Below are 21,552 nucleotides of genomic sequence, written 5' to 3' on the forward strand. Positions count from 1 at the left end.
CGAGCCGATTCCCCCCAATCTCACCTCAAGAAGATCAGGAGACAAGATATGCACGCATGGCTTTGCACCACCCCCACCGGCGTCGAGACCCTGAAATGGACCGAGCAGCCCACACCGCAGCCAGGCCCCGGCCAGGTGCTGCTGGAAGTCAAGGCTGCCAGCCTGAACTTTCCCGATCTGCTGATCGTGCAGAACAAATACCAGATCAAGCCGCCCCTGCCCTTTGTGCCGGGCTCGGAATACGCCGGCGTGGTGCAGGCCGTGGGCGAAGGCGTCAAACACCTCAAGGTAGGCCAGCATGTGGCCTGTCTTTCGGGGACGGGCGGGTTCGCCACGCATACGCTGGCACCCGCCGCCATGTGCATGCCGCTTCCGGCCGACTTCCCCTTTGTCGATGCCGCCGCCTTCATCATGACCTATGCCACCTCCCACCATGCGCTGATCGACCGCGGTCAGCTCAAGGCCGGCGAGACCGTGCTCGTGCTGGGCGCGGCGGGCGGCGTTGGCACGGCTGCCATACAGATTGCCAAGGCGGCCGGTGCACGGGTGATTGCAGCGGCCTCCACGGACGAGAAATGTGCGCTGTGCAAGGCGCAAGGTGCGGACGTCACCATCAACTACAGCCAGGGCGATCTGCGCGAAGCCATCAAGGCTGCGACCAATGGCAAGGGCCCCGATGTGATCTACGATCCCGTGGGCGGCGAGTTCGCCGAGCCTGCCTTCCGCTCCATTGCCTGGCGAGGCCGCTATCTGATCATCGGCTTTGCCTCCGGCCCCATCCCCTCGCTGCCGCTGAACCTGCCTCTGCTCAAGGGAGCCTCTCTGGTCGGCGTGTTCTGGGGCGACTTCGCCAAGCGCGAGCCTCAGAACAATGCGGCCATGATGCAGGAGCTGTCGCAATGGTGGGCCCAGGGAAGGATCAAGCCCGTGATCGACCGCACCATGCCCATGAGCGAGCTGTTCGCCGCCTATGAGCGCATGGGCTCACGCCAGGTACAGGGCAAGCTGGTGCTGGTCAACGCGTAAAGCTGCGGTAAATCGCGGCGATGCCTGCGGGGTCGGGGAGATACTTCCAGCCACTGGCTACAAAACCCCGACACCAGAGCATCGCCATGTTTTCTCCTGCCCACACGCCCGCGCCGGATCGCCGGCGCTTTCTGATTGCCTCTAGCCTTGCCACGGCCGTGGGCGCCCTTCCCGCCTGGGCCCGCGCCACGGAATCACTGACCCACAACCCTTTCACCCTAGGAGTGGCCAGCGGCGACCCGGAACCCGACAACATCCTGATCTGGACGCGGCTCACGGCGCCTCTAGACTATCTTGGTACAGCGGTCGCGCCCAACCTAGCAGCACAGACCGTGCATTGGGAGGTGGCCCACGATACCCAGTTCCGCCAGCCCGTGGCTCATGGGCAGACTCAGGCCATGGCCGAATGGGGCCATGCCGTCCATGTACAGGTCAACGGCCTGAGCCCGGACCGCTGGTATTTCTACCGCTTCCGCTGTGGCGATGCCTTCAGCACCACCGCACGCTGCCGCACCGCCCCAGCGGCCGGAGCCGATGTCCGCAGGCTGCGTCTGGCCGTTGCCTCCTGCCAGCGCTGGGAGCACGGCTTCTACAGCGCCTGGGCCGATGCCGCGCAGGCCTCGCCCGATCTGGTGCTGTTTCTCGGCGACTACATCTATGAATATGCGCAACCAGCCAAGCCCGATGGACTGGCGCGTGCGCAGCCGCTGCGTACCGCCCAGACCTTGCAGGACTATCGCGACCGCTATGCGCTGCACAAAAGCGATGCTCATCTGCAGGCCGCCCATGCCGTATGCAACTGGTCCGTCATCTGGGACGATCACGAGGTTGAAAACGACTATGTAGCCCAGCACGGACGGGGGGACAGCGCTCACTTTCTGGCTAGGCGCATGGCGGCCTGGCAGGCTTTCTATGAAAACATGCCACTGCGTGACAGCGCATTGCAGCGCAACTTTCAAGGCCTGGCGCTGTACCGCAGCCTGCAGTGGGGCAAGCTGGCAAGACTGCACCTGCTGGACGGCCGCCAGTACCGCGATCTGCAGGCCTGCCGCCCCGAGGGCAAGGCCAGCACCGGCACCGTGGACCCGGCCGAATGCCCTGCCCTGCAAGATCCGGGACGCAGCTTTCTGGGCTGGGATCAGGAGCGCTGGCTGGCCCGGCAGTTGCAGGACGATGCACGCGAGAGGGTCGAGGCCACCCGCTGGAGCACCGTGGTGCAGACCACCTTGTTCGCGGCCCGCAAGCATCCCAACGGCCGGCAGTCGACCGACAGCTGGGACGGCTACCCTCAGGCCCGCCAGCGCCTGGTGCGCCAGATTGCCGAGAGCCAGCCACGCAACAGCGTGCTGCTTGGCGGAGACATTCACCAGAACTATGTCTGTGCCATTGCAGCCCGGGCCGATCAGGCCCCGGACAAGGCCAATCCGGTGATTGCCAGCGAATTCTGCGGCACCTCCATCAGCTCGCACAGCGGCACGACACAGGCCAGGGTCGATGCCATCGTGGCCCACAACCCCCAGGTAGTTTTCGCACGCTGCGAGGAGCGCGGCTACAGCCTCGTGGAGATCACGCCGCAGTCCATGACCACGGAGTTGCGCGCCGTGAGCAACCCACTGCAGGCCGACAGCAGTCTCTATACGCTGGCACGCTTTGTGGTGGAAGATCGCCGCCCCGGCCCTGTGAAGATCGCCTGATGCGCTGCGGCATACTCGGGCCATGCAAAACACACAGGCTTCGAGATCCGAACCTCCTCTGTGGCGCGGTACGGCGGCAGCCCTGCTGATCGCAGGTCTGCTCGCAGGCTGCGGCCTGCCGCCCATGCCGGATCGCACTGCCACCGAGGCCCTGAGTACTGAACAGGCACTGCAAACCCGGCTCGGCCAGGCACTGGAGCCGCTGCAGCAGGTGCATCCGGGGCAGAGCGGCATCCATATGCTGGCCGATGCCCATGACGCCTACGCGGCCCGCGCCCTGCTGGCCCGGGCCGCGCAACGCACGCTTGATGTGCAGTACTACATCTGGCGTAACGACACCACAGGCCATTTGCTGCTTGATGAGCTGCTGCTCGCTGCAGACCGCGGCGTGCGCGTACGCCTGCTGCTGGACGATGGCGGCACCGGCGGCATGGACGCCATGCTGGCCGCCCTGGACCAGCATCCGCAGATCGAGGTACGGCTGTTCAACCCCTTCGCTTTGCGCACACCCAAGGTGATCGGCTATGTGACGGACTTCGCGCGCACCCAGCGGCGCATGCACAACAAGAGCTACACGGCCGACTCCGCCGCCACCATCGTGGGCGGGCGCAATATCGGCGACGAGTACTTTGCCGCCTCCGATGGTGTGCTGTTCGCCGACCTCGATGTGGTGGCCACAGGCTCGGTGGTGAGCGAGGTAGCAGCGGAATTCGACCGTTACTGGAACAGCCCCTCCGCATACCCGGCAGCCAGCCTGCTGCCCGCCATGCCGCAGCAGGCCGTGGACAAGGTCTACGCAAGCCTGCACGCCGATGTGAACCGCCCGGAGTCCCAGGCCTATGTGCAGGCCGTGGGCCGCAGCCGCTTCAGCACCGACTTGCTGGCGGGTCGACTGCCGCTGCAATGGGCCGAGACCACCCTGGTCAGCGACGACCCGGCCAAGGTCCTGCGCGAAGCTGCGCCCGAGGACTTGCTGCTGTCCCAGCTCCAGCCTGTGATTGGCCAGCCCCAGCAGTTGCTGGAAGTGGTGTCGCCCTATTTCGTGCCCACCCAGGCCGGAGTCGACGCCTTTGCTCATCTGCGCCAGCAAGGTGTGCGAGTACGCATTCTGACCAACAGCCTGGAGGCAACCGATGTGGCCGTGGTGCACGCGGGCTACGAGAAATACCGCAAGCCGCTGCTGAAGATGGGCGTGGAACTCTACGAGATGCGCCGCCAGATCGATCTGCGCAGTCAGCCCGCAGCCGACGAGCCGGACAAGACCCGAAAGAGCAAGCCTGCCGAAAAGACTCCCAAGCACGAAGCCCCGTCACCTGCAGCGCTGAGCGGCAGCTCCGCCACCACGGGCAGCTCGGGCGCCAGCCTGCATGCCAAGACCTTCGCGGTCGACGGCAAGCAGCTCTTTGTCGGCTCCTTCAACTTCGATCCGCGCTCGGCCATGCTCAATACCGAAATGGGCGTGGTCATCAAAGACCCGGCCTTGAGCCAGCAGGTCAGCACCAGCCTGGATCAGCATCTGCCGCGCATGGCCTACAAGGTGCAGCTGGACCCGCAGGGCAGGCTCAGCTGGACGAGCCAGAATCTGCAGCCGCCCCATGAAACCCAGACCTTCAGTGCCGACCCCGGCACCAGCTGGTGGCAGCGTTTCATGGTGCGGGTGCTGAGCTGGCTGCCCATCGAAGGGCTTTTGTAGCTCAGTCCAGACGGATGGAGGGACGCAGCCGCGCGTTCATCAGATCGATCAGCCACAGCAGGCCACCGCGCCAGAAGCCGTAAAGCCGCGCTTGGTGCGAGCGGTACAGCATGATGTGGCTGAGCATGGCCATGCGGCCACGAATCACACCGCCGTTGAACAGACCGAACTTTCCCAGCGAGCCATAGGCGTCGTAATGCGCAAGGGACACCAAGGCGCCAAAGTCGCGATAGGCAAAGCCTACGGGTTTGGCCCCAGGGCGCTCCAGCACATGAGGCAGGGTCTCGATCAGATAGCGGGCCTGCTGGTGGGCCACCTGGGCCGTGGGAGGCAAAGCCTCCTGCTTGCCCGGCAAGGTATAGCTGGCGCAGTCGCCCAGGGCATAGATATCAGAGTCGCTGGTCTGCATCTCGTCATTGACCAGCAGCTGATTGCTGCGCGTGGTCTGCAAACCCAGCTGCATCAGAAATTCCGGTGCCTTGACCCCGGCAGCCCAGACACGCAGGCTGGCAGGAATCAGCTCACCATTGGCCAGCTCGAAACCTTGCTCCGTCGCACGGCTGACGCGGCCGCCGACGATCACGGAAACGCCCAGGGCCTGCAGCCGCACGCGCGTGGCCTCGGAGATTTCTTCGGGAAAGCTGGGTAGCAGGCGCGAGCCTGCCTCGATCAGCACGATGCGGAACTTGGCCGCCTCGCCCAATGCTCCGTAAGCCGTGGCACTTTCTGCAAGCTGAACAAGCTCTGCCGCCAGCTCAACCCCCGTGGCACCGCCGCCCACGATGGCGACCTGCAACTGCTCTCCACTGGTCATGCAGCGCACCATGCGCAGACGGATTTCCTGATTGAAGGCATCGGCCTTGCGACGCGAATCGATCATGAAGCAGTGCTCATGCACGCCGGGCGTGCCGAAGTCGTTGGCACCGCTACCCACCGCAATCACCAGCTTGTCATAGGCAAGACGCCGCCCCGCCACCAGCTCGCGACCATCGGGGGCATAAATAGGGGCAAGCAGAATCTCGCGTGCCTCACGGTCCAGGCCGCACATCTCGCCAGGCTGGTAGGCAAAGTCGGCATCGGTGGCCTGGGCGAGATAAGTGGTCTGCTGCTGCGCCAGATCGCGGGTGCCGGCCGCAATCGTGTGCAGCATGGGCTTCCAGACATGGGCGGAGTCGCTGTCCACCAGCGTCACCGTGTCAATGCTTTCGCTTTTGAGCTTGCCCAGGGCAGTGGCCACCTCCAGCCCCGCCACGCCACCGCCCACGACCACGATGCGGGCCGCATGCACATTGCGTGGAGGCTGTGGCTTTCGAGCTTGCCGCCCCTGAGATTCGATGATGGGCTGCTCGCCCTGCTCTGCCTGACTGACTGCGTTTTGCATGAACGACCCTGACTCTGCGTCTGTTGTAACCGGACGCCAAAACATCTCAAGATGTCTGGCACGCATTGATTGTTCTTCAATTTTTATAGCAGGAAACTCAATATGGACAAGGCAAATACTGATGATATATATCTTTTATAAGACTTGAGCGACACGGATGCAAGGCCTGCTTTAAAAGCTTTCAGTTTTCTGAACAGCCCTAGCTGCAAGCAATGCCAAGCAAGCGCAGAGTGCTATCAACTTCTTGGGCACTGTGTCATTCGGCAGTGGCGCAAAACCCTGCTCGACGAACTGCGCATGTCAAACGGTTGCAAAACCGCTGCTTCAACCATGCAATTTGCGTTTGTCAATATACGAAACGTATACAACCCTTATGATGCTCGGCCATGGGAATCGTCAAAATTTCAGACCAGTTGCACGACCAGATTCGTGTCTCCAGTGCGGCCCTCGGCCGCTCCATCAATGCCCAGGCCGAGCACTGGCTGCGTGTAGGCCAGTTGGCCGAACATCACCCCCAGCTCAATTACGAAGGCATTTGTGCCCTGCTTCTGCAGCAAGCCGAGCGTGAGCTGCAGCCTGCCAGCGCTCATGAACCCGATACAGTCATGCGCCGCCCCCGTCCGGTGCGCCTGGTAGGAGGCATGCAATGAAGCGCGGCAAACAGAAAGTCGTGCCCATTCATGACGCCACAGACATCTTTCTCTCGCGTAAGGCCGGTAGCCTGGCCGCCAAGGTGCTGGCCATGCTCACGCCCCATGTGCAGCCTGGCGTGAGCACCGAGGAACTGGACAAGATCTGCCACGACTACATCGTCAGCGAGCTGAAATGCACGCCCACCAATGTGGGCTATTACGGTTTTCCCAAGACCGTGTGCACCTCCGTCAACCATGTGGTCTGCCACGGCATCCCCAATGTCGAACAGGCCCTCAAGGACGGCGACATCATCAATGTCGACGTCGCAGTAACCACGCCCGAAGGCTGGATCGGCGACACCAGCCGCATGTACTACGTGGGCCAGCCAAGCAATCTGGCCAGGCGCCTGGTCAACACCACCTATGAAGCCCTGGTGGCCGGCATCCGCGCCGTCAAGCCCGGGGCCACTCTGGGCGATGTAGGCCATGCCATCCAGACCGTGGCCCAGCGTGAGCGCTTTTCCATCGTGCGCGAGTACTGCGGTCATGGCATCGGGAAGGTCTATCACGACGAGCCTCAGGTGCTGCACTACGGCACGCCCGGCCAGGGACTGGTGCTGCAGCCCGGCATGATCTTCACCATCGAGCCCATGCTCAACGCCGGCAAGGCCGCCACACGCGAACTGTCTGACGGCTGGACCGTGATCACCAACGACAAATCCCTCTCTGCCCAGTGGGAGCATATGGTGCTGGTGACGGAAACCGGATTCGAGGTGCTGACGCCCTGGCCCGAGGGGACAGGTGACTACCCTGCCATCTGACCAAGCGCGGCAAACCGCGCATATTACCCTCGGCGATGTGCGCACAGCCGCTGGATTTTGGCAATAACGGCCAGAAGCGGTCCGGGGTCTTGAAACCGGCCTGGAAACAGCCCGGCCTCGGCCGCACTACAGTGCCCGGCATGACAAATTACCTGTATCTGGGCCTGGCCATCATCTGCGAGGTGATTGCCACCTCCTTCCTCGCCAGGTCGGAAGGCTTCTCCAGGCTCGGCCCTACCGCTGTTTCCCTGGTGGGCTATGCGATTTCGTTCTATCTGCTGTCGCTGACGCTGCGCACCGTCCCCACGGGCGTGGCCTATGCGATCTGGTCCGGCGTGGGCATCGTGCTGGTCTCGGCCGTCGCCTATTTCTGGCAAGGCCAGAAGCTCGATGCTCCCGCTCTGGCCGGCATGGCCATGATTGTCGGCGGCGTGCTGGTGATCAATCTGTTTTCAAAGACCGCCGGTCACTGATCACCATCGCTTCCGAAGTCATCCGCCGACTGCGTCAGATCCTGCAGCCACTGCATGCTGGCACGCAGCTCCTCAGGCCGGATCTCATGGGCGCCCGGATACTCGTGATAGCTCAGCTGCAGGGGCAATGAGGCCAGGCGGTCACGCACGGCATGGGCGCTGGTCAGCGGAATCACATTGTCATAAGTACCGTGGCTGACCCAGGCCGACTTGCCCTCGAATGCGGCAGCGGGCGCATGCAGCGAAGCGATCTCGGGCAGCAGTCGACTGTGCCAGACCAGTGCGGCACGCAAGGTCTGGGGCTGCGTCAGCAACTGGCTCAGACTCATGATGCCGCCCTGGCTGAAGCCTCCCAGCACCACCCGCTCAGGCGGGATGTCCAGCTGCTGCGCGGCCTGCTCCACCGTCTGCTGCAGCAAGATGCGCGCCTGCTGCTCCTGCGGCACATTGATATGGCGCGTGCCATCGGCATCCACAGTGAACTGAAACCAGGCATAAGCGCCCATACCCATGGCAAAGGGCGCACGCAGACTGAGCACATGAAACTGCGGCGGCACATAGGGCACCAGGCCAAACAGGTCCTGCTCATTGCTGCCCACGCCATGCATGAGCACCAGCAGCCAGGCAGGCTGACCGGCGGCAAGCTGCGCGGGCCGCTCCAGATAAGTCAAAGGCAATGTGCTCATGGAAAACTCCCGAAGGCAGCACGGAATTTGATGGAAAACAGGCTGTAGCGCTCTTGCATTCTGCGACTGCAGCTATCAAAACAATATAGCGCAGACCCGCAGCCGGCTGACCGATCCGCACCCGGCCCGCCAGGGGACGCGCATGCCTTTTGATACAGTTGACTGACCTGAGCGTGGCTTTGCCGCTACAGAAGCTCAATCATGCACCCGGCCGCGCAAAGCCTTGATGCCGGAGCGCAGGCTTTTGCCCTGCAAGCGTCTTTGCTGCGAGCCCCATGTCGGCTTGGTGGGCTTGCGCGGGCGTGGCGGCCTGGCAACCGTGGCCACCAGCGCATTGAGGCGCTGCAACCCATCCCACAGGTTGTGCTCCTGAGTGCGGTATTTTTGCGCCTTGATGACCACCACTCCATCGGTGGTGATACGCGAATCACCCAAAGCCAGCAGGCGCTGCTGAACATCGGCAGGCAGACGCGAGGCTCGGATGTCAAAGCGCAGATGCACGGCGCTGGCCACCTTGTTCACATTCTGGCCGCCAGGGCCTTGCGAGCGCACGGCGCTCCATTGCACATCGGCTTCGGTCAGCTCGAAGACGGCAGCGTTGCTCACGACAGAGCCTCCTGCAGCGCGGCGCAGAAGGTGGCCGGGTCCTCGTGCTGCACCCAATGGCCGACGCCCGGCATCACCTGCCAGTCCAGCGCACCACCGCACTGGCGCTGCATCAACAGTTGCAGCTCTGCCAGGCAGCCCGCATACAGAGGGTCATGCTCACCATAGATCGCCGCCACCGGCACCTTGACACGGGTCAGGGCCCGGGCCAGCACATCGGTGCGCGACAGCCGCCTGCGCGGCAGCCGGTCACGAGCCACATTGAGCGCATGCAATGCCAGCGTCTCCTCGTCGATCAGTGTCGCGTCATGCAGCATGAGGGCCGCAATATTGTGGCGATGGGCCTGCATCTGCGCCTCCAGCCCCGGCAGGTGGCGCCAGCCCAGCAAACGCACGGTCCGCCCCTCGGTCATGCCCATGCCGGGTGCACCGACCACCAACAGCTTGCGGGCCAGTTCCGGATGCTCGGCGGCCAGCAGACCGGCGGTCATGCCACCAAAGGAAAAACCAACCAGATCGCAGACCGGACCCGCACCGGCATTGCCCAGCAGTTGCCCGATGCCATGGGCCAGAGGCTCCAGCATGGAGTCCACATCCATGCCGCCGGGCACGCCATCGGATTCGCCAAAACCCGGCAGATCGGCCAGCCACAGGCTGTAGCCCGCCTCGGTCAGCGGCTCAATCACGCGCAACCAATGCGTCCAGCTGCCGCTGCCGCCATGCAGCAGCACCAGCGGCAAGCCGCGCTGCGCCACCCCTGCAGGGGGCTGCCAGCCATGCCAGATCATCGCGCCGCTGCCGGCGGCTTCGCCAAGCCTAGTCTGCACGCGCCGCGCCGTGGCCTGCAGCCGGGCAATCGCTGCTGGCACGTCGACACTCAGCTCCTGCGAAACCTGTTCCAGGGAACAGGCTGCTTCAACCGCCGATGTCACCACTGCGCCACCGCATCGATAGCCAGGCCGTAGCCGGCCACGCCAAAGCCGCACATCACGGCGCGCGCCGTGGCCGACAGATAGGAATGGTGGCGAAAGCTCTCGCGCGCATGGACATTGCTGATGTGCAGCTCCACCAGCGGCACGGCCGTGCCCTTGACGGCATCGAGAATTGCCACACTGGTATGGGTATAGGCCGCGGCGTTCATGATCAGGGCCTGCAACGCCCCCTTGGCGTGCAGACGGCCTGCCTCGTGAATCCAGTCCACCAGCTCTCCCTCATGGTTGCTCTGGCGGAACTCCAGCTTCAGGCCATGGCGCACGCAAGCCTCCTCGCACAGCTTCTGGACATCGGCCAGCGTGGCCGAGCCATAGATGGCGGGTTCGCGCATGCCCAGCAGATTGAGATTCGGGCCATTGAGGACATAGACGGTTTTCACGGAAGCATCTCCTTATTTTTGAGGACTGCCCCGGATTATGCGAGCGCGGCACCCAGCCTGCAGGCATCAAAAACGGCTGCCTGGGCAGCCGTCTTGGGTGCAGAGTCTTTCAGGGCTCTGCTATCGATGCCATCAACGATAGTGATGATGGTGATGACCACGCCAGCGTGGGCCGCCACCGTAGTACATCGGGCCGGGCACGACCATCACGGGTGCGGGACGGTACACAGGGGGTGGCGGAGCATAGTAGACCGGTGCCGGAGGCGCATAGTAGACGGGGCGCGGCGGCATATAGACCGGGGCTGGCACCACATAGGGCGCAGCGTAGACGGGAGCGCCGACACCCACGGCCACACCAGGCACGCCGATGCCGACCGACAGGCTAACGCCACCATGTGCCTGGGCGCCTGCGGCTGCCATCAGGCCGGCCACAACGATAGAGCCAGCGGCAAGCAGCCTGGCCATGCGGGGGGAAGTTGTTCTGGACATCACAATCTCTCCTCTGTTTATGAGTCACCGGGGGCAAGCTTGCAAATCTGTGCTGCGCCTTCGGCCCTTGGGGATATAACGTTTCAGAGTCCCGTCAGGATGGCATGATTCCTCAAAAACATTGTGTCCAAATGCACACGAGGCAAAGCTGCAGTGTCCGCAGCTCGACATGAGGTCATGGCAGCCGGCCTAAAATGGTGCGATGAGCTCTGCTGACGCCTCCAAATCCAACAACTCCGCCCCCGAAGCGGTCAAGCCCACCAACTTCCTGCGCCAGATTATCGAATCGGATCTGGACAAGGGCACCTATGCCACCCGTCACTGGGGCGGTGCGCCCGGCGATGCCCAGCATCACCAGAGCGGCCAGGTCGATGAAGCCAAGATCCGCACCCGCTTTCCGCCAGAGCCCAACGGCTATCTGCACGTGGGCCATGCCAAGTCCATATGCCTGAACTTCGGTCTGGCACGCGACTTCGGTGGCGTCTGCCATCTGCGCTTCGACGACACCAATCCGGAAAAGGAAGATCAGGAATATGTGGACGGCATCATCGATGCCGTACGCTGGCTGGGCTTCGACTGGAAGGATGCCGACGGGCACGAGAACCTCTATTTCGCCAGCAATTACTTCGACTTTATGTACCGCTGTGCGGTCTACCTGATCGAGCAAGGTCTGGCTTATGTGGACGAGCAATCGGCCGACGAGATGAAAGCCAACCGCGGCGACTTCACCCGTCCCGGCGTGAACAGCCCCTTCCGCGACCGCTCCGTGGCCGAAAACCTGCAGCGCTTTGCCGACATGAAGGACGGCAAGCTCGCCGATGGCGCCGCCGTGCTGCGCGCCAAGATCGACATGGCCGCGCCCAATATCAATCTGCGCGACCCGGCCATCTATCGCGTGCGCCATGCCGAGCACCACAACACCGGCAACCAGTGGTGCATCTACCCGATGTATACCTTTGCGCACCCCATCGAGGATGCCTACGAGCACATCACCCACTCCATCTGCACGCTGGAGTTCGAGGATCAGCGCCCCTTCTATGACTGGCTGCTGAACCACCTGCGCGAAGGCGGTCTGATCGACGCCCCCCAGCCCCGCCAGTACGAGTTCTCGCGCCTGAACCTGACCTATGTGATCACCAGCAAGCGCAAGCTCAAGCATCTGGTGGACAACCAGTTCGTCACGGGCTGGGACGACCCGCGCATGCCCACCGTGGTCGGCCTGCGCAGACGCGGCTACACGCCTGCGTCCATCCGCAACTTCTGCGAACGCATCGGTGTGACCAAGGACTACGCCTGGATCGACTACGGCACGCTGGACGGCTGCCTGCGTGAAGACCTGGAAAGCAAGGCCCACCGCGCCATGGTCGTGCTGGACCCGGTCAAGCTCGAACTCAGCAACTGGGCCGAGGTGTTTGGCAGCGCCGAACATCTGGAGGACTGCCACCTGCCCGCCCTGCCCCACGCGGCAGAAGGTGAAACCGTGCCGGAACGCCGTTTCACCCTGGGCCGCGAAGTGTGGATCGAGCGCGAAGACTTTGCCGAAGTGCCCCCCAAGGGCTATAAGCGCCTTTTCCCCGGCAACAAGGTCCGCCTCAAGGGCGGCTATGTGATCGAATGCACGGGCGCCGAAAAGGATGCCGATGGCAATGTGACCAAGGTACTGGCCACCGTGGTGCCCGACACCAAGAGCGGCACGCCAGGCGCCGACAGCGTCAAGGTCAAGGCCGCCATCACCTGGGTGGGAGTGGCCGACGGCCTGCAAGCCGAAGTGCGCATGTACGACCGTCTGTTCACCGATCCGCAACCCGATGCCGGCGGCAAGGATTTCCTGAGCCTGCTGAACCCCGACAGCCTGAAGGTCGTCACCGCTTATGTGGAGCCTTCGCTCAAGGCGGCTCAGGCTGACGACAAGTTCCAGTTCGAGCGTTTTGGCTATTTTGTGGCCGACCGCAAGGATCACCGCAGCGACAAGCCCGTGTTCAACAAGATCACTGGACTCAAGGACAGTTGGGGTAAGTAAGCACTCCAGCCGATTCAGCAAGGCTGCCAGGATTCACTGGCAGCCTTTTTTTATGCACAAACCGCCGCAGCATTTATCCCGAGAACAGTTATTCGGTTCTCCGATCGGGAAATGGATAGCGCCCCATGAATCGTGGTTACATATTGAAATAAATACCGCAGGTATTGATTTTTAATACTCGATAAGCATTTGCATAAAATGTTCTTAAATTCAGAGCATTTCATTATTTTCTTTCTAGAATCCTGCTCACCACAACATTACTAATCCGCAATTCATTCGCGGATTTTTTATTTTCATCAAAGGTCAAGAATGAACAGAAAAGCAGGAGCAGGCATTACAGCGGCCATCGCCGTTATCGTGGCAGGAACACTGGGCACCAGCTATTACATGGGCGGCAAGCTGCAGCAGAGCTTTACCGAAGGCCTGGACAAGTGGAGCGAGCATGGCGTGAAGATTCAGGTCACCAGTTATGACCGTGGTGCTTTTTCTTCCACTGCCAAAACAGTCTGGACGCTGGACAGCGGCGACGAGCCCGTCCAGTTCACCGCCGAGCACAAGATCAGCCATGGTCCGCTGCCCCTGGGCCATGCCGCCGAAATTCACACCAGCTTCAATCTGCCCGAGGACGCGGACCCGGCGCTGAAAACCGCACTCAATGGTCGCTCTGCGCTGGAAGTCGACACCAAGGTCGGCTGGGGCCGCAGCAGCTCCAACGTCATGACATCGCCGGCCGTGAGCAGCAAGATCAAGGACAGCGAAATGAACTGGGGCGGCATGAAGATCGTTTGGGACATGCCCGCCGACATGAAGGCCGCCAAAGGCACGGGCAGCTTTGCCGGCCTGCAGTTCAAGGACGAGGAAGGCAGCGTGACGCTGGACAAGGCCGATATGCGCTTCGACATGAAGCAGCCCGCGGGCCAGCAATTCTGGACCGGCCCGTTTGCCATGACGATTGCCAAGATCGCCGCCACCAAGCAGGAAGAGGAAGGCAAGAGCTCTGCCAGCCACTTCGAAGGCATCACCATGGATTCGGACACCATCCTCAAGGGAGAGGTGGTGGAAATGACGCTCAAGACCGGCATCAAGACCGCCAAACTTGAGGACAAACAGGCTGACGACCTGCTGCTGGAGATGGCGTTCAACAATGTCGATGCCAACTGGATCAACCAGGTTGTAGAAATGAGCAAGCGCAAGAACCCGCTGCTCGGTGCTGCTGGCGAAGCCGGGGACGGTGAAGACACTGACGATCAGCAAGGCGGTGATCTGCGCGAAAAAATGCTCAAGTCGCTGACACAGGCGCTGGCACGACAGCCCGTGATCGAACTCAAACGCCTGTCCATGCGCACCCCTGACGGCGTGAGCGAGTTCGCGGCAGCCGTTCAGTATCTGGGCGATGGCGAGAAGATGGGTACTCTGCTGCAGGACCTGAAGGTCAGCCTCAAGGCCGATATGCCCAAGCCCTTCATGGAGAACATGATGCTCTCGCGCAGGCGCTCCAGCCTGCTGGCCATGTTTGAAGGCGAGAGCGAGTACAAGCCCGAAGACATTGAGGAAACCGCCAAAGCCCAGACTCAAGCCAGCCTGGAAATGCTCAAGGAGCAAGGCATCTTCGAAGACAAGGATGGCAAGATGCGTACCGAGATCGTCTATGCCAAGGGCGAATTCCAGGTCAACGGAAAGCCGCTGGATGCCATGGGTACGAGCACACTCATGGGCACCATGGCCGAATGATGTGACCCAGTTCCGGGAGGCGGGTTGCTTCGCGGATACCTCCAAGGCCTGCCTCGCGCAGGCCTTTTTCATGGGGAAATAGCGCACCAACCGCAGCGACGCGGACGAGAGGCCGCCCTTTGCATTTCTTGTCGTAAATTTTCACTATTTTTAGCATTAGCGCATTACTCACACTGAGATAACAGCTATCAAAATTTACAAGACCCTCTTGGAGCATGGACTGCAGCCACATGCTTTATTTGCTTACAACACACTGTCAACAACGGCTCAACACTGGCGTTAAAACAGCATCCGCCAAAGCTTCGTGATTCGCACGGCGCGGCGCAAGGAGCGTCAGATGTCGCATTTCTCCCGGACCCGGCCTGAGCAGCCGGAACTGCAGCCAAACATACTCTCCCGCCACTGGCACCCGGGCATGATTGCCCTGGCCGCTGCCATGGCGTTGAGTGCCTGCAACGACAAGGATTCGCCGATCAAGGCGGACAGCACACTGCCAGCCTTGGCACCAGCCGCCACGCCCGATGCAGCCCGGTCTGAGCCCGCAGCCTATGTGCCACCCGATGCAGACGCGCTCTACCGGATGGTGGCGCCGATTGCGCTTTACCCGGACAAGCTGGTGGCCCAGATCCTGGCCGGTGCCACCTATCCAGACCAGATCAGCGCCGCCGAAACCTGGCTGGGGCAAAACCCCGGCCTGCAGAGGACGGCGCTGAGCAATGCCGTCAACGCCCAGAACTGGGACCCGTCCGTCAAATCTTTGACCCAGTTTCCCAATGTGCTGGAACAGATGGCCTCCAACCTGCCCTGGACCACGGCGCTGGGCAAGGCCTATTACAACGATCCTTCGGATGTGATGAACGCCATACAGGTCATGCGCAACCGGGCCTACAAGGCCGGCACGCTCAAGACCTCGAGCCAGCTCAAGGTCAACCTGGCCTCCACGCCAGCCGCCGTGGCCTATACGCCTGGAGCCGTAGTCACACCGCTGCCCGACCCGGTCATAGACCCACCGGAGCAGTTCATTGAAATCAGCCCTTCCCAGGTGGATACGGTCTACGTGCCCCAGTACAACCCCGCTGCGGTCTACGGTCAGCCGCTACCCGTATATGGCGGCTATCGCTATGTGGAGGTGCCGCCTCCGGCTCCCGTGGCCGGCGTGCCCGTGATGGCCGGCCTGCTGGGCTTTGGTGCCGGCATCGTGCTGGCCGAGTCCATGGACAGGCATCCATCCTGGGGCTGGAATGCCTGGAATATGCACTGGGGCGATTCCGAAAGGCCCTGGCGCCACGGCGAGCGTCCCCCGCCCCCGCAGGCCCGTCCGGCCGTGGTCTACAACAACACCACCTACATATCGCAGTCGCGAACCGTGGTGCAGAACATCCACCGCACGGACAACACCTACATCAACAACATCCATGAAAATGGCGCAGGCGAGCGCCGGGGGCCAAGCGGGCAGTCTCAGGCCGCAGGCATCTTTGCCGCGCCGGGCACGATGGCTACGGGCGCTGCCGTCGGTGCCGCCGCCGTGGCAGCCGGTGGCCATGTCCTGAACCAGCGCCAACCAGCTCCGAGTCCCCTGGCGACACAGCCGCAGGGGCGGCCTGACTTTGCCCTGGGGACCAACCGGGCTCCAGGCCTACCGCGCGCGCCCAATGGCCATGCCCTGCTGCAGCCGCAAGAACCGCGTGATCGCTCCGGCAGCCCCGGGACCCATCCGCAGCAGACTGCGCAGATGCAGGCCGCCACGACGGAGAAGGCCTTGCAGCCACGCGCGCAGGAGCAAGCCCAGCGCCAGCAACCAATCCAGCAAGCCCACGAACAGCAGGAGCGCCAGCAGCAGGCCCAGATGCAGCAGGCCCAGATGCAGCAGGCCCAGATGCAGCAGATGCAGCAGATGCAGCAGCGTGCCCAGGAGCAGGCCCAACGCCAGCAGCCAATCCAGCAAGCCCGCGAACAGCAAGAGCGCCAGCGACAAGCCCAAACGCAGCAGCAGCAACAGCAGCGCGCCCAGGAGCAGGCCCAGCGCCAACAGCAAATGCAGCAAGAGCGTCAGCAGCAAGCCCAGATGCAGCAGCAGCGCGCCCAGATGCAGGCCCAGCGCCAGCAGCAAATGCAGCAAGAGCGCCAGCAGCAAGCCCGGATGCAACAGCAGCGTGCCCAGGAACAGGCCCAGCGCCAGCAGCAAATGCAGCAAGAGCGCCAGCAGCAAGCCCAGATGCAGCAACAGCGGGCGCAGGAACAGGCCCAACGCCAGCAGCAGGCCCAGATGCAAGCTCAACATCACCAGGCCGAGCAGCAGGCACGCATGCAGGCTGCGCGCGCCGAGGGCCGCACGCGCGGGGACCGCGAGCACCGCTGAAACGCCGCTGGTCCTCATGTCAGGCCGCCTGTCACACAGGCGGGTTGTGAGCGCGCGGCCTGCGCGGCTGTATAAACAAGGCCATGCTTTTTTGCGCCACTCACTGCAGCAGGTCTTCATGTACAACCCCAGCCATTTCAAGGTCGACGACCCCACCACCCTGCATGCACTGATCCAGGCTCACCCGCTGGGTTGCCTGGTCACCCAGTCCGACGCGGGACTGGATGCCAATCACCTGCCTTTCGAGTTGCTGCAGGGCGAGGACGGTTTGCTGCGCCTGATCGCCCACGTGGCGCGCGCCAATCCTGTGTGGCAGCAGATCCGGGAAGACAGCTCCGTGTTGGTGATCTTCCGTGCCGAGCAGGCCTATATCTCCCCCAACTGGTATCCCAGCAAGCACGAGAACCATGAGCAGGTACCGACCTGGAACTACCGTGTGGTCCATGCGCTTGGCCGCATCAGCGTTCGCGACGATGAAAAGTTCGTGCGCGGCGTGGTGGGCCGGCTCACCCGCCGCCATGAGGCCAACAACAATGCCCAGGCCCCATGGAAGATGAGCGACGCTCCGCCCGACTATCTGCAGCGCATGCTCGGCGCCATCGTGGGTCTGGAGATTACCGTCGACCGCCTGGAAGCCAAGTTCAAGCTGAGCCAGAACAAGCAGCAGCGCGACCGGCTCGGTGCGGTCCAGGCCCTGGAGCAGCTGGGACAGCTGGATCTGGCCCGGAGCATGCGCCAGCCCTGATCACCGCAACCGGTCTTCAAGGCATAGCCAGCGCAAAGCTCCCATCCCTGTATCGCCATTAGCTCCGCTATCGATAGCAATACAGCACAATGCATGCACAACCCGATAAGCACCATGCCAACCGAAAAACTCACCAGCCCTTCTCTCCCGCCCGAACGCCGTCGTCTGCTGCAATGGATGGCGCAAACGGCGCTGTTTTCCGCTGCACCGGCCTGGGCTGCACGTAGTGCCAGCCCGGACAGCGCGCTCTGGCCTCAGGACAGCAGGGTTCCTGGCGGCGTCGCGCGCCTGTCGCTGGGCCCGGCTTCCGCACGTCCCCTGGTCACGGCCGCAGAGGCAGAGATTCTGGTGGTGGGCGACATGATCGAATGGACCGCACTCGTGGGCATACCGCTTGCCGCCACACCGGGTGAGCAAAGCGTTGGCGTGAAGGTCGACGGCCGTTTGCGCACCATGAGCTATACGGTGCGCGACAAACAGTATGTGGAGCAACGCCTCAAAGTCTCGCCCAAGACGGTGGATCTGTCTGCCGAAGACAATGCCCGCTATGAGCGCGAGGCCGCCCACCTGAAGACCGTGATGGCCACCTTCACCGAGCCGCCACCTTCCGGCAGCCTGCACATGCGCGTGCCGGTGCCGGGTCGCCGCTCCAGCAGCTTCGGCCTGCGCCGTGTCTTCAACGGCCAGTCGCGCAATCCGCACAGTGGCATGGACATCGCCGCTCCTACGGGCACGCCGGTACGTGCACCGCTGCCCGGCAAGGTGATTGATGTGGGCGACTATTTCTTCAACGGCGGCACGGTCTGGCTGGACCATGGCGGCGGCCTGCTCACCATGTACTGCCACCTGAGCCAGGTGGACTGCAAGCCAGGCGAGCAGTTGCAGACGGGCGATGCGTTTTGCAAGGTCGGAGCCACCGGCCGCGTGACCGGACCCCACCTGCACTGGAGCGTGATGCTGAACCGAGCCATGGTGGACCCGGCGCTGTTCATCTGAACGGATCTCGCCGACTAACAAGCGGCTCCGCGAGCCGCTTTTTAGTTCTTGCTACCAGATCAGAATCACAAGCGCCCGACCTACCAAGCGCTACAGACCGGTTTGCTCGAAACTATGGTGAATCCTGATCCTGCTTCAGATAGTTTTCCACCAGCTCGAAAAAACTGTCGTAGAAGCTGCGTTTGGAAATGGTCTCGCTGCCCACCTTGACCAGCGAATCGTTGCTGGAAGAAAACGGCAGAGACAGCGACCCCAGAGCGCTCACGCCCACGCTGGCCGAGGTCGCGCTTTTCTTGAGCGAATAGCGATCCTGCAGCGCCGTCGCAAAACCCAGACTGACCAGTCCGTCGCTGGTCTGCGGCACGCAGACCACACGGAAATTGATTTCCAGATTGGTCTCCGTATTGGGCTGGAAGTTCTTGCGCCCTTCTATCAGCTCCTGCGTCCTGGCCGTTGCGATATAGCCTTGGCTCAACAAGGCGCGACGCGCGGCCTCGCAAGTCTGTGCCGGTGTCGCATCAAAGCCGCGGGAAAACGTGGAACTGGAGTCGAAGGTCTCCTGTACCGGCATATGCTGGGGTGCCGTTGCCGAGCATGCCCCCAGCAAACCTGCCAATATGCCCACAGAACCCAGCCGCCCCCAATTCAGCCTAAACAAAGCAACACCACCTAAGCGCACAGAAACTCCTTGATGCCTGGGCCATAGTTTCTTCATAGCCCGAACCTTTGAAGCGTAGCAGCTTGGCGAAGACTAATTTGACGAAGCGCTGTCTAGACGTACGGATTTTTTCGATCTTTACAGGGGCTTCACGCCCGAGCTGCACATCTGATTTCTCCGCCCGTCAGAGCGCAGCATTTGTTGACACTCTGAGGTTGTCGAAGCGCAAAACAACAGCAACGTTGAGTTAAGGTCAGATAAAACCGCAGGGAACTGATATGGTCAACAGAGACTCTGTTTGTGCTGACACGGTTTGCCGTATTCCTCTATTCCACCTTAAGGAAACCCTATGAAATTTCGCTGGACCTGGTGCCTTCCCCTTGTTGCTTCCATGACGCTTGCCGCCTGCGGTACGACAGGCGGCGGCGGTGCAAGCAAGCCCGGCCCTACAGGCCCCGCAGGCGATGCCGCGTCGCTGACCGCCTACCACTGGAAATTGCAAGAGGCCTTCACGCCTGCCGGCAATGAAGACCAGAGCTGGTTTCTGAGCTCCAGCCAGGCACCTATCGAGCTGGACTTCGTGGACCAGCGCGTCGTCGTCAAGAATCTGTGCAACGTCATCTCGTCGGCTTACACCGTTGAAGGCCAGCGCATCAATCTGCAGCGCGGCATGAGCACCCTGCGTGCCTGCAATGACAGCCAGCTGATGATGCTGGAGCAGAAGGTTGCGCGCATTCTGCCTACGGCCAAGCAGTGGAACGTGCAGCTCGGCGGCTCCACTACTGAACAGCCTCGCCTGACGCTGCAGTTCATTGATGGCACGCGCTGGCAGCTCAACGGCAAGCCCACCGCCCAGACCCAATACGGCAGCGCTCCCGAGCGCATATTTCTCGAGGTCGGTCCCGAGCGCAAGGCCTGTAGTGCAGGTGCAGGCCGCCATCAATGTCTGCAGGTGCGCGAGATCCGCTACGGCGACAACGGCGTCAAGACCTATACCGGCCAGTGGGAGAACTTCTACAGCGAGATTGAAGGCTACAAGCACGAAGCCGGTGTGAGCAATGTGCTGCGCATCAACCGCTTCAAGCGCCAAAATGTTCCCGCTGATGCTTCAAGCTATGTCTATGTGCTGGACATGGTGGTGTCCTCGGCCATCGCTGACAAGCGCAAGTAAATCAGCGCTTAGGCATTGAAAAAGCCGGCCCAGGTGCCGGCTTTTCTATTTTCATGCGTACATTCAACGCCGATGTTTCACGCTCCACACTCCATCAAGCAGATGCATTGCTAGAGGAGGATTTTCTTTTGGCAATAACTACTTAGGGAGTGTTTTCTGAACGTAGCAGTTCGGAAAACAGGATTGCAGGTTATGCCCAGCGTCTGTGGAGCCGCCTGTGGACAAGCCTCGGGAAAACAGGGCGGGGCCGCATAGGCATTGACTTCGGGCCCTGCGATCAAAAAATACGCAGGGATGGTCGAGCCTGCGATGTTTCACGGAGAAAAAAGCCGACACTTTTCGGATGTCGGCAAGAGAGGAAAGTCACTGACCTCACACACGCAAATCATTGAGCTGGCTCTTACCCCCGCTCCATGCCCTGAGCAAGAGCCGACAGATTCAACGCAGACGGAAGCGGCCTTCCACAAACATGGAGGAACGATGGCCGCTTTCACACTGGTTGTCGGCGTAGGACCAGAAAGCCTGAACCGTGCCCTTGGCCGAGTCTATGACTTGGCTGACCGTGAAGCCGGTTTTCTCGATCCAGTTCAAAAAATGCAGGTGGTCGCTCAGTTGCAGATAGCTGAGATTCTCGCAGCCCTCGGAAATATGCCCTTGCGAGTCCACCACGCGCCAGCGCATCTGACCGCTGGCGGTGTAGCGGACTTGGGCCTGGCTGTCCGGGAATTCAATGACTGCTTCGCGGCCCAGAAGAGTTCCGGCGTATTGCATCGAAAGCATGGACATGATGTGACTCCTTGAGAGAAAGATTCGCTATTCATAACGCAAAACCATTCGTGTGAAGCTATGATGAATCGCCACCGTTTCTTTGAGTGTGGGAAAGTGGCTCATGCCTTCGTCGGTAAACATTTTTTGACAAACAAGGCATCTCTCCTGCATGGCGTGAAGGTCAATCCGCAGCCTGCTTGCCGGATATGAACCACAACAGAAGTGAACGCT

The 21,552-nt window shown here is 61.8% G+C and carries 20 protein-coding genes; 12 read left to right on the forward strand and 8 right to left on the reverse strand.

Annotation, left to right across the window (positions count from 1 at the left end):
- The first annotated feature begins 48 nt into the window (after positions 1-48).
- The 3 genes from AC1RTQ_RS15690 (at position 49) to AC1RTQ_RS15700 (ending at position 4,413) form a co-directional block, all read left to right on the forward strand.
- A complete protein-coding gene (locus AC1RTQ_RS15690; protein WP_492877044.1) occupies positions 49-1,026 on the forward strand; it encodes an NADPH:quinone oxidoreductase family protein in 978 nt (325 codons plus the stop codon).
- An 86-nt stretch (positions 1,027-1,112) separates the two neighbouring features.
- Complete coding sequence (locus tag AC1RTQ_RS15695; RefSeq protein ID WP_492877046.1) at positions 1,113-2,720, forward strand: alkaline phosphatase D family protein; 1,608 nt, start codon at positions 1,113-1,115, stop codon at positions 2,718-2,720.
- A 22-nt stretch (positions 2,721-2,742) separates the two neighbouring features.
- Positions 2,743-4,413: a phospholipase D family protein gene (locus tag AC1RTQ_RS15700; protein ID WP_492877048.1), complete on the forward strand. Its 1,671-nt coding sequence runs from the start codon at positions 2,743-2,745 to the stop codon at positions 4,411-4,413.
- Between the two features lies 1 nt (position 4,414).
- Here AC1RTQ_RS15700 and AC1RTQ_RS15705 read toward each other — a convergent pair whose 3' ends face one another.
- Positions 4,415-5,794, reverse strand: coding sequence for an NAD(P)/FAD-dependent oxidoreductase (locus AC1RTQ_RS15705; RefSeq protein ID WP_492877050.1), 1,380 nt, complete (start codon positions 5,792-5,794; stop codon positions 4,415-4,417).
- 386 nt (positions 5,795-6,180) lie between these two features.
- Here AC1RTQ_RS15705 and AC1RTQ_RS15710 point away from each other — a divergent pair, with 386 nt between their 5' ends.
- The 3 genes from AC1RTQ_RS15710 (at position 6,181) to AC1RTQ_RS15720 (ending at position 7,720) form a co-directional block, all read left to right on the forward strand.
- A complete protein-coding gene (locus AC1RTQ_RS15710; protein ID WP_302089854.1) occupies positions 6,181-6,444 on the forward strand; it encodes a ParD-like family protein in 264 nt (87 codons plus the stop codon).
- Entirely contained in the window at positions 6,441-7,247 is an 807-nt protein-coding gene (map, locus tag AC1RTQ_RS15715) for a type I methionyl aminopeptidase (protein WP_492877052.1), read from the forward strand. Before AC1RTQ_RS15710 ends, map begins: the two co-directional genes overlap by 4 nt.
- 140 nt (positions 7,248-7,387) lie before the next feature.
- On the forward strand, positions 7,388-7,720 hold the full coding sequence (locus tag AC1RTQ_RS15720; protein WP_034359382.1) for an SMR family transporter: 333 nt from the start codon (positions 7,388-7,390) through the stop codon (positions 7,718-7,720).
- Here AC1RTQ_RS15720 and AC1RTQ_RS15725 read toward each other — a convergent pair.
- The 5 genes from AC1RTQ_RS15725 to AC1RTQ_RS15745 all read right to left on the reverse strand — a co-directional run bounded on the left by AC1RTQ_RS15725 (position 7,714) and on the right by AC1RTQ_RS15745 (position 10,849).
- Positions 7,714-8,406: an alpha/beta hydrolase gene (locus AC1RTQ_RS15725; protein WP_302089852.1), complete on the reverse strand. Its 693-nt coding sequence runs from the start codon at positions 8,404-8,406 to the stop codon at positions 7,714-7,716. The genes AC1RTQ_RS15720 and AC1RTQ_RS15725 overlap by 7 nt on opposite strands.
- Before the next feature lie 195 nt (positions 8,407-8,601).
- On the reverse strand, positions 8,602-9,012 hold the full coding sequence (gene arfB, locus AC1RTQ_RS15730; protein ID WP_302089851.1) for an alternative ribosome rescue aminoacyl-tRNA hydrolase ArfB: 411 nt from the start codon (positions 9,010-9,012) through the stop codon (positions 8,602-8,604).
- A complete protein-coding gene (locus AC1RTQ_RS15735; RefSeq protein ID WP_492877056.1) occupies positions 9,009-9,947 on the reverse strand; it encodes an alpha/beta fold hydrolase in 939 nt (312 codons plus the stop codon). Before AC1RTQ_RS15735 ends, arfB begins: the two co-directional genes overlap by 4 nt.
- Positions 9,941-10,384, reverse strand: coding sequence for a type II 3-dehydroquinate dehydratase (gene aroQ / locus AC1RTQ_RS15740; RefSeq protein ID WP_492877058.1), 444 nt, complete (start codon positions 10,382-10,384; stop codon positions 9,941-9,943). Before aroQ ends, AC1RTQ_RS15735 begins: the two co-directional genes overlap by 7 nt.
- Before the next feature lie 132 nt (positions 10,385-10,516).
- On the reverse strand, positions 10,517-10,849 hold the full coding sequence (locus AC1RTQ_RS15745) for a hypothetical protein (RefSeq protein ID WP_302093231.1): 333 nt from the start codon (positions 10,847-10,849) through the stop codon (positions 10,517-10,519).
- A gap of 226 nt (positions 10,850-11,075) precedes the next feature.
- Between AC1RTQ_RS15745 and AC1RTQ_RS15750 the strand changes: the two genes are divergently transcribed.
- The 5 genes from AC1RTQ_RS15750 to AC1RTQ_RS15770 all read left to right on the forward strand — a co-directional run bounded on the left by AC1RTQ_RS15750 (position 11,076) and on the right by AC1RTQ_RS15770 (position 18,724).
- Positions 11,076-12,893: a glutamine--tRNA ligase/YqeY domain fusion protein gene (locus tag AC1RTQ_RS15750; protein ID WP_492877060.1), complete on the forward strand. Its 1,818-nt coding sequence runs from the start codon at positions 11,076-11,078 to the stop codon at positions 12,891-12,893.
- 309 nt (positions 12,894-13,202) lie between these two features.
- On the forward strand, positions 13,203-14,624 hold the full coding sequence (locus tag AC1RTQ_RS15755; RefSeq protein WP_492877062.1) for a YdgA family protein: 1,422 nt from the start codon (positions 13,203-13,205) through the stop codon (positions 14,622-14,624).
- 337 nt (positions 14,625-14,961) lie between these two features.
- Complete coding sequence (locus tag AC1RTQ_RS15760; protein WP_492877064.1) at positions 14,962-16,983, forward strand: DUF3300 domain-containing protein; 2,022 nt, start codon at positions 14,962-14,964, stop codon at positions 16,981-16,983.
- A 118-nt stretch (positions 16,984-17,101) separates the two neighbouring features.
- Positions 17,102-17,728, forward strand: coding sequence for an FMN-binding negative transcriptional regulator (locus AC1RTQ_RS15765; protein ID WP_492877066.1), 627 nt, complete (start codon positions 17,102-17,104; stop codon positions 17,726-17,728).
- Positions 17,729-17,842: 114 nt separating this feature from the next.
- Positions 17,843-18,724 carry a peptidoglycan DD-metalloendopeptidase family protein gene (locus AC1RTQ_RS15770; protein ID WP_492877068.1) on the forward strand — a complete coding sequence of 294 codons (882 nt, stop codon included), beginning with the start codon at positions 17,843-17,845 and terminating at the stop codon, positions 18,722-18,724.
- Between the two features lie 112 nt (positions 18,725-18,836).
- Here the strand turns inward: AC1RTQ_RS15770 and AC1RTQ_RS15775 are convergent, their stop codons facing one another.
- Positions 18,837-19,295 carry a DUF2242 domain-containing protein gene (locus AC1RTQ_RS15775; protein WP_302089844.1) on the reverse strand — a complete coding sequence of 153 codons (459 nt, stop codon included), beginning with the start codon at positions 19,293-19,295 and terminating at the stop codon, positions 18,837-18,839.
- Positions 19,296-19,731: 436 nt separating this feature from the next.
- On the opposite strand from AC1RTQ_RS15775, the gene AC1RTQ_RS15780 reads away from it, so the two are divergent.
- Positions 19,732-20,553 (forward strand): META and DUF4377 domain-containing protein, encoded by an 822-nt coding sequence (locus AC1RTQ_RS15780; RefSeq protein ID WP_302089843.1) that lies wholly within the window; start codon positions 19,732-19,734, stop codon positions 20,551-20,553.
- A 438-nt stretch (positions 20,554-20,991) separates the two neighbouring features.
- Here the strand turns inward: AC1RTQ_RS15780 and AC1RTQ_RS15785 are convergent, their stop codons facing one another.
- Positions 20,992-21,339, reverse strand: coding sequence for a MoaF-related domain-containing protein (locus AC1RTQ_RS15785; RefSeq protein WP_003053278.1), 348 nt, complete (start codon positions 21,337-21,339; stop codon positions 20,992-20,994).
- Positions 21,340-21,552: the final 213 nt, after the last annotated feature.

Source organism: Comamonas sp. GW821-FHT11H03, assembly GCF_058807955.1.

Coding starts and splice junctions, on each gene's coding strand:
- AC1RTQ_RS15775 (WP_302089844.1), bottom strand. CDS start 19,295: ATGCCGGTACAGGAGACCTTCGACTCCAGTTCCACGTTTTCCCGCGGC.
- AC1RTQ_RS15690 (WP_492877044.1), top strand. CDS start 49: ATGCACGCATGGCTTTGCACCACCCCCACCGGCGTCGAGACCCTGAAA.
- AC1RTQ_RS15785 (WP_003053278.1), bottom strand. CDS start 21,339: ATGTCCATGCTTTCGATGCAATACGCCGGAACTCTTCTGGGCCGCGAA.
- AC1RTQ_RS15765 (WP_492877066.1), top strand. CDS start 17,102: ATGTACAACCCCAGCCATTTCAAGGTCGACGACCCCACCACCCTGCAT.
- AC1RTQ_RS15710 (WP_302089854.1), top strand. CDS start 6,181: ATGGGAATCGTCAAAATTTCAGACCAGTTGCACGACCAGATTCGTGTC.
- map (WP_492877052.1), top strand. CDS start 6,441: ATGAAGCGCGGCAAACAGAAAGTCGTGCCCATTCATGACGCCACAGAC.
- AC1RTQ_RS15770 (WP_492877068.1), top strand. CDS start 17,843: ATGCCAACCGAAAAACTCACCAGCCCTTCTCTCCCGCCCGAACGCCGT.
- AC1RTQ_RS15750 (WP_492877060.1), top strand. CDS start 11,076: ATGAGCTCTGCTGACGCCTCCAAATCCAACAACTCCGCCCCCGAAGCG.
- AC1RTQ_RS15760 (WP_492877064.1), top strand. CDS start 14,962: ATGTCGCATTTCTCCCGGACCCGGCCTGAGCAGCCGGAACTGCAGCCA.
- AC1RTQ_RS15700 (WP_492877048.1), top strand. CDS start 2,743: ATGCAAAACACACAGGCTTCGAGATCCGAACCTCCTCTGTGGCGCGGT.
- AC1RTQ_RS15780 (WP_302089843.1), top strand. CDS start 19,732: ATGAAATTTCGCTGGACCTGGTGCCTTCCCCTTGTTGCTTCCATGACG.
- AC1RTQ_RS15755 (WP_492877062.1), top strand. CDS start 13,203: ATGAACAGAAAAGCAGGAGCAGGCATTACAGCGGCCATCGCCGTTATC.
- AC1RTQ_RS15695 (WP_492877046.1), top strand. CDS start 1,113: ATGTTTTCTCCTGCCCACACGCCCGCGCCGGATCGCCGGCGCTTTCTG.
- AC1RTQ_RS15725 (WP_302089852.1), bottom strand. CDS start 8,406: ATGAGCACATTGCCTTTGACTTATCTGGAGCGGCCCGCGCAGCTTGCC.
- AC1RTQ_RS15705 (WP_492877050.1), bottom strand. CDS start 5,794: ATGCAAAACGCAGTCAGTCAGGCAGAGCAGGGCGAGCAGCCCATCATC.
- AC1RTQ_RS15720 (WP_034359382.1), top strand. CDS start 7,388: ATGACAAATTACCTGTATCTGGGCCTGGCCATCATCTGCGAGGTGATT.
- AC1RTQ_RS15745 (WP_302093231.1), bottom strand. CDS start 10,849: ATGGCCAGGCTGCTTGCCGCTGGCTCTATCGTTGTGGCCGGCCTGATG.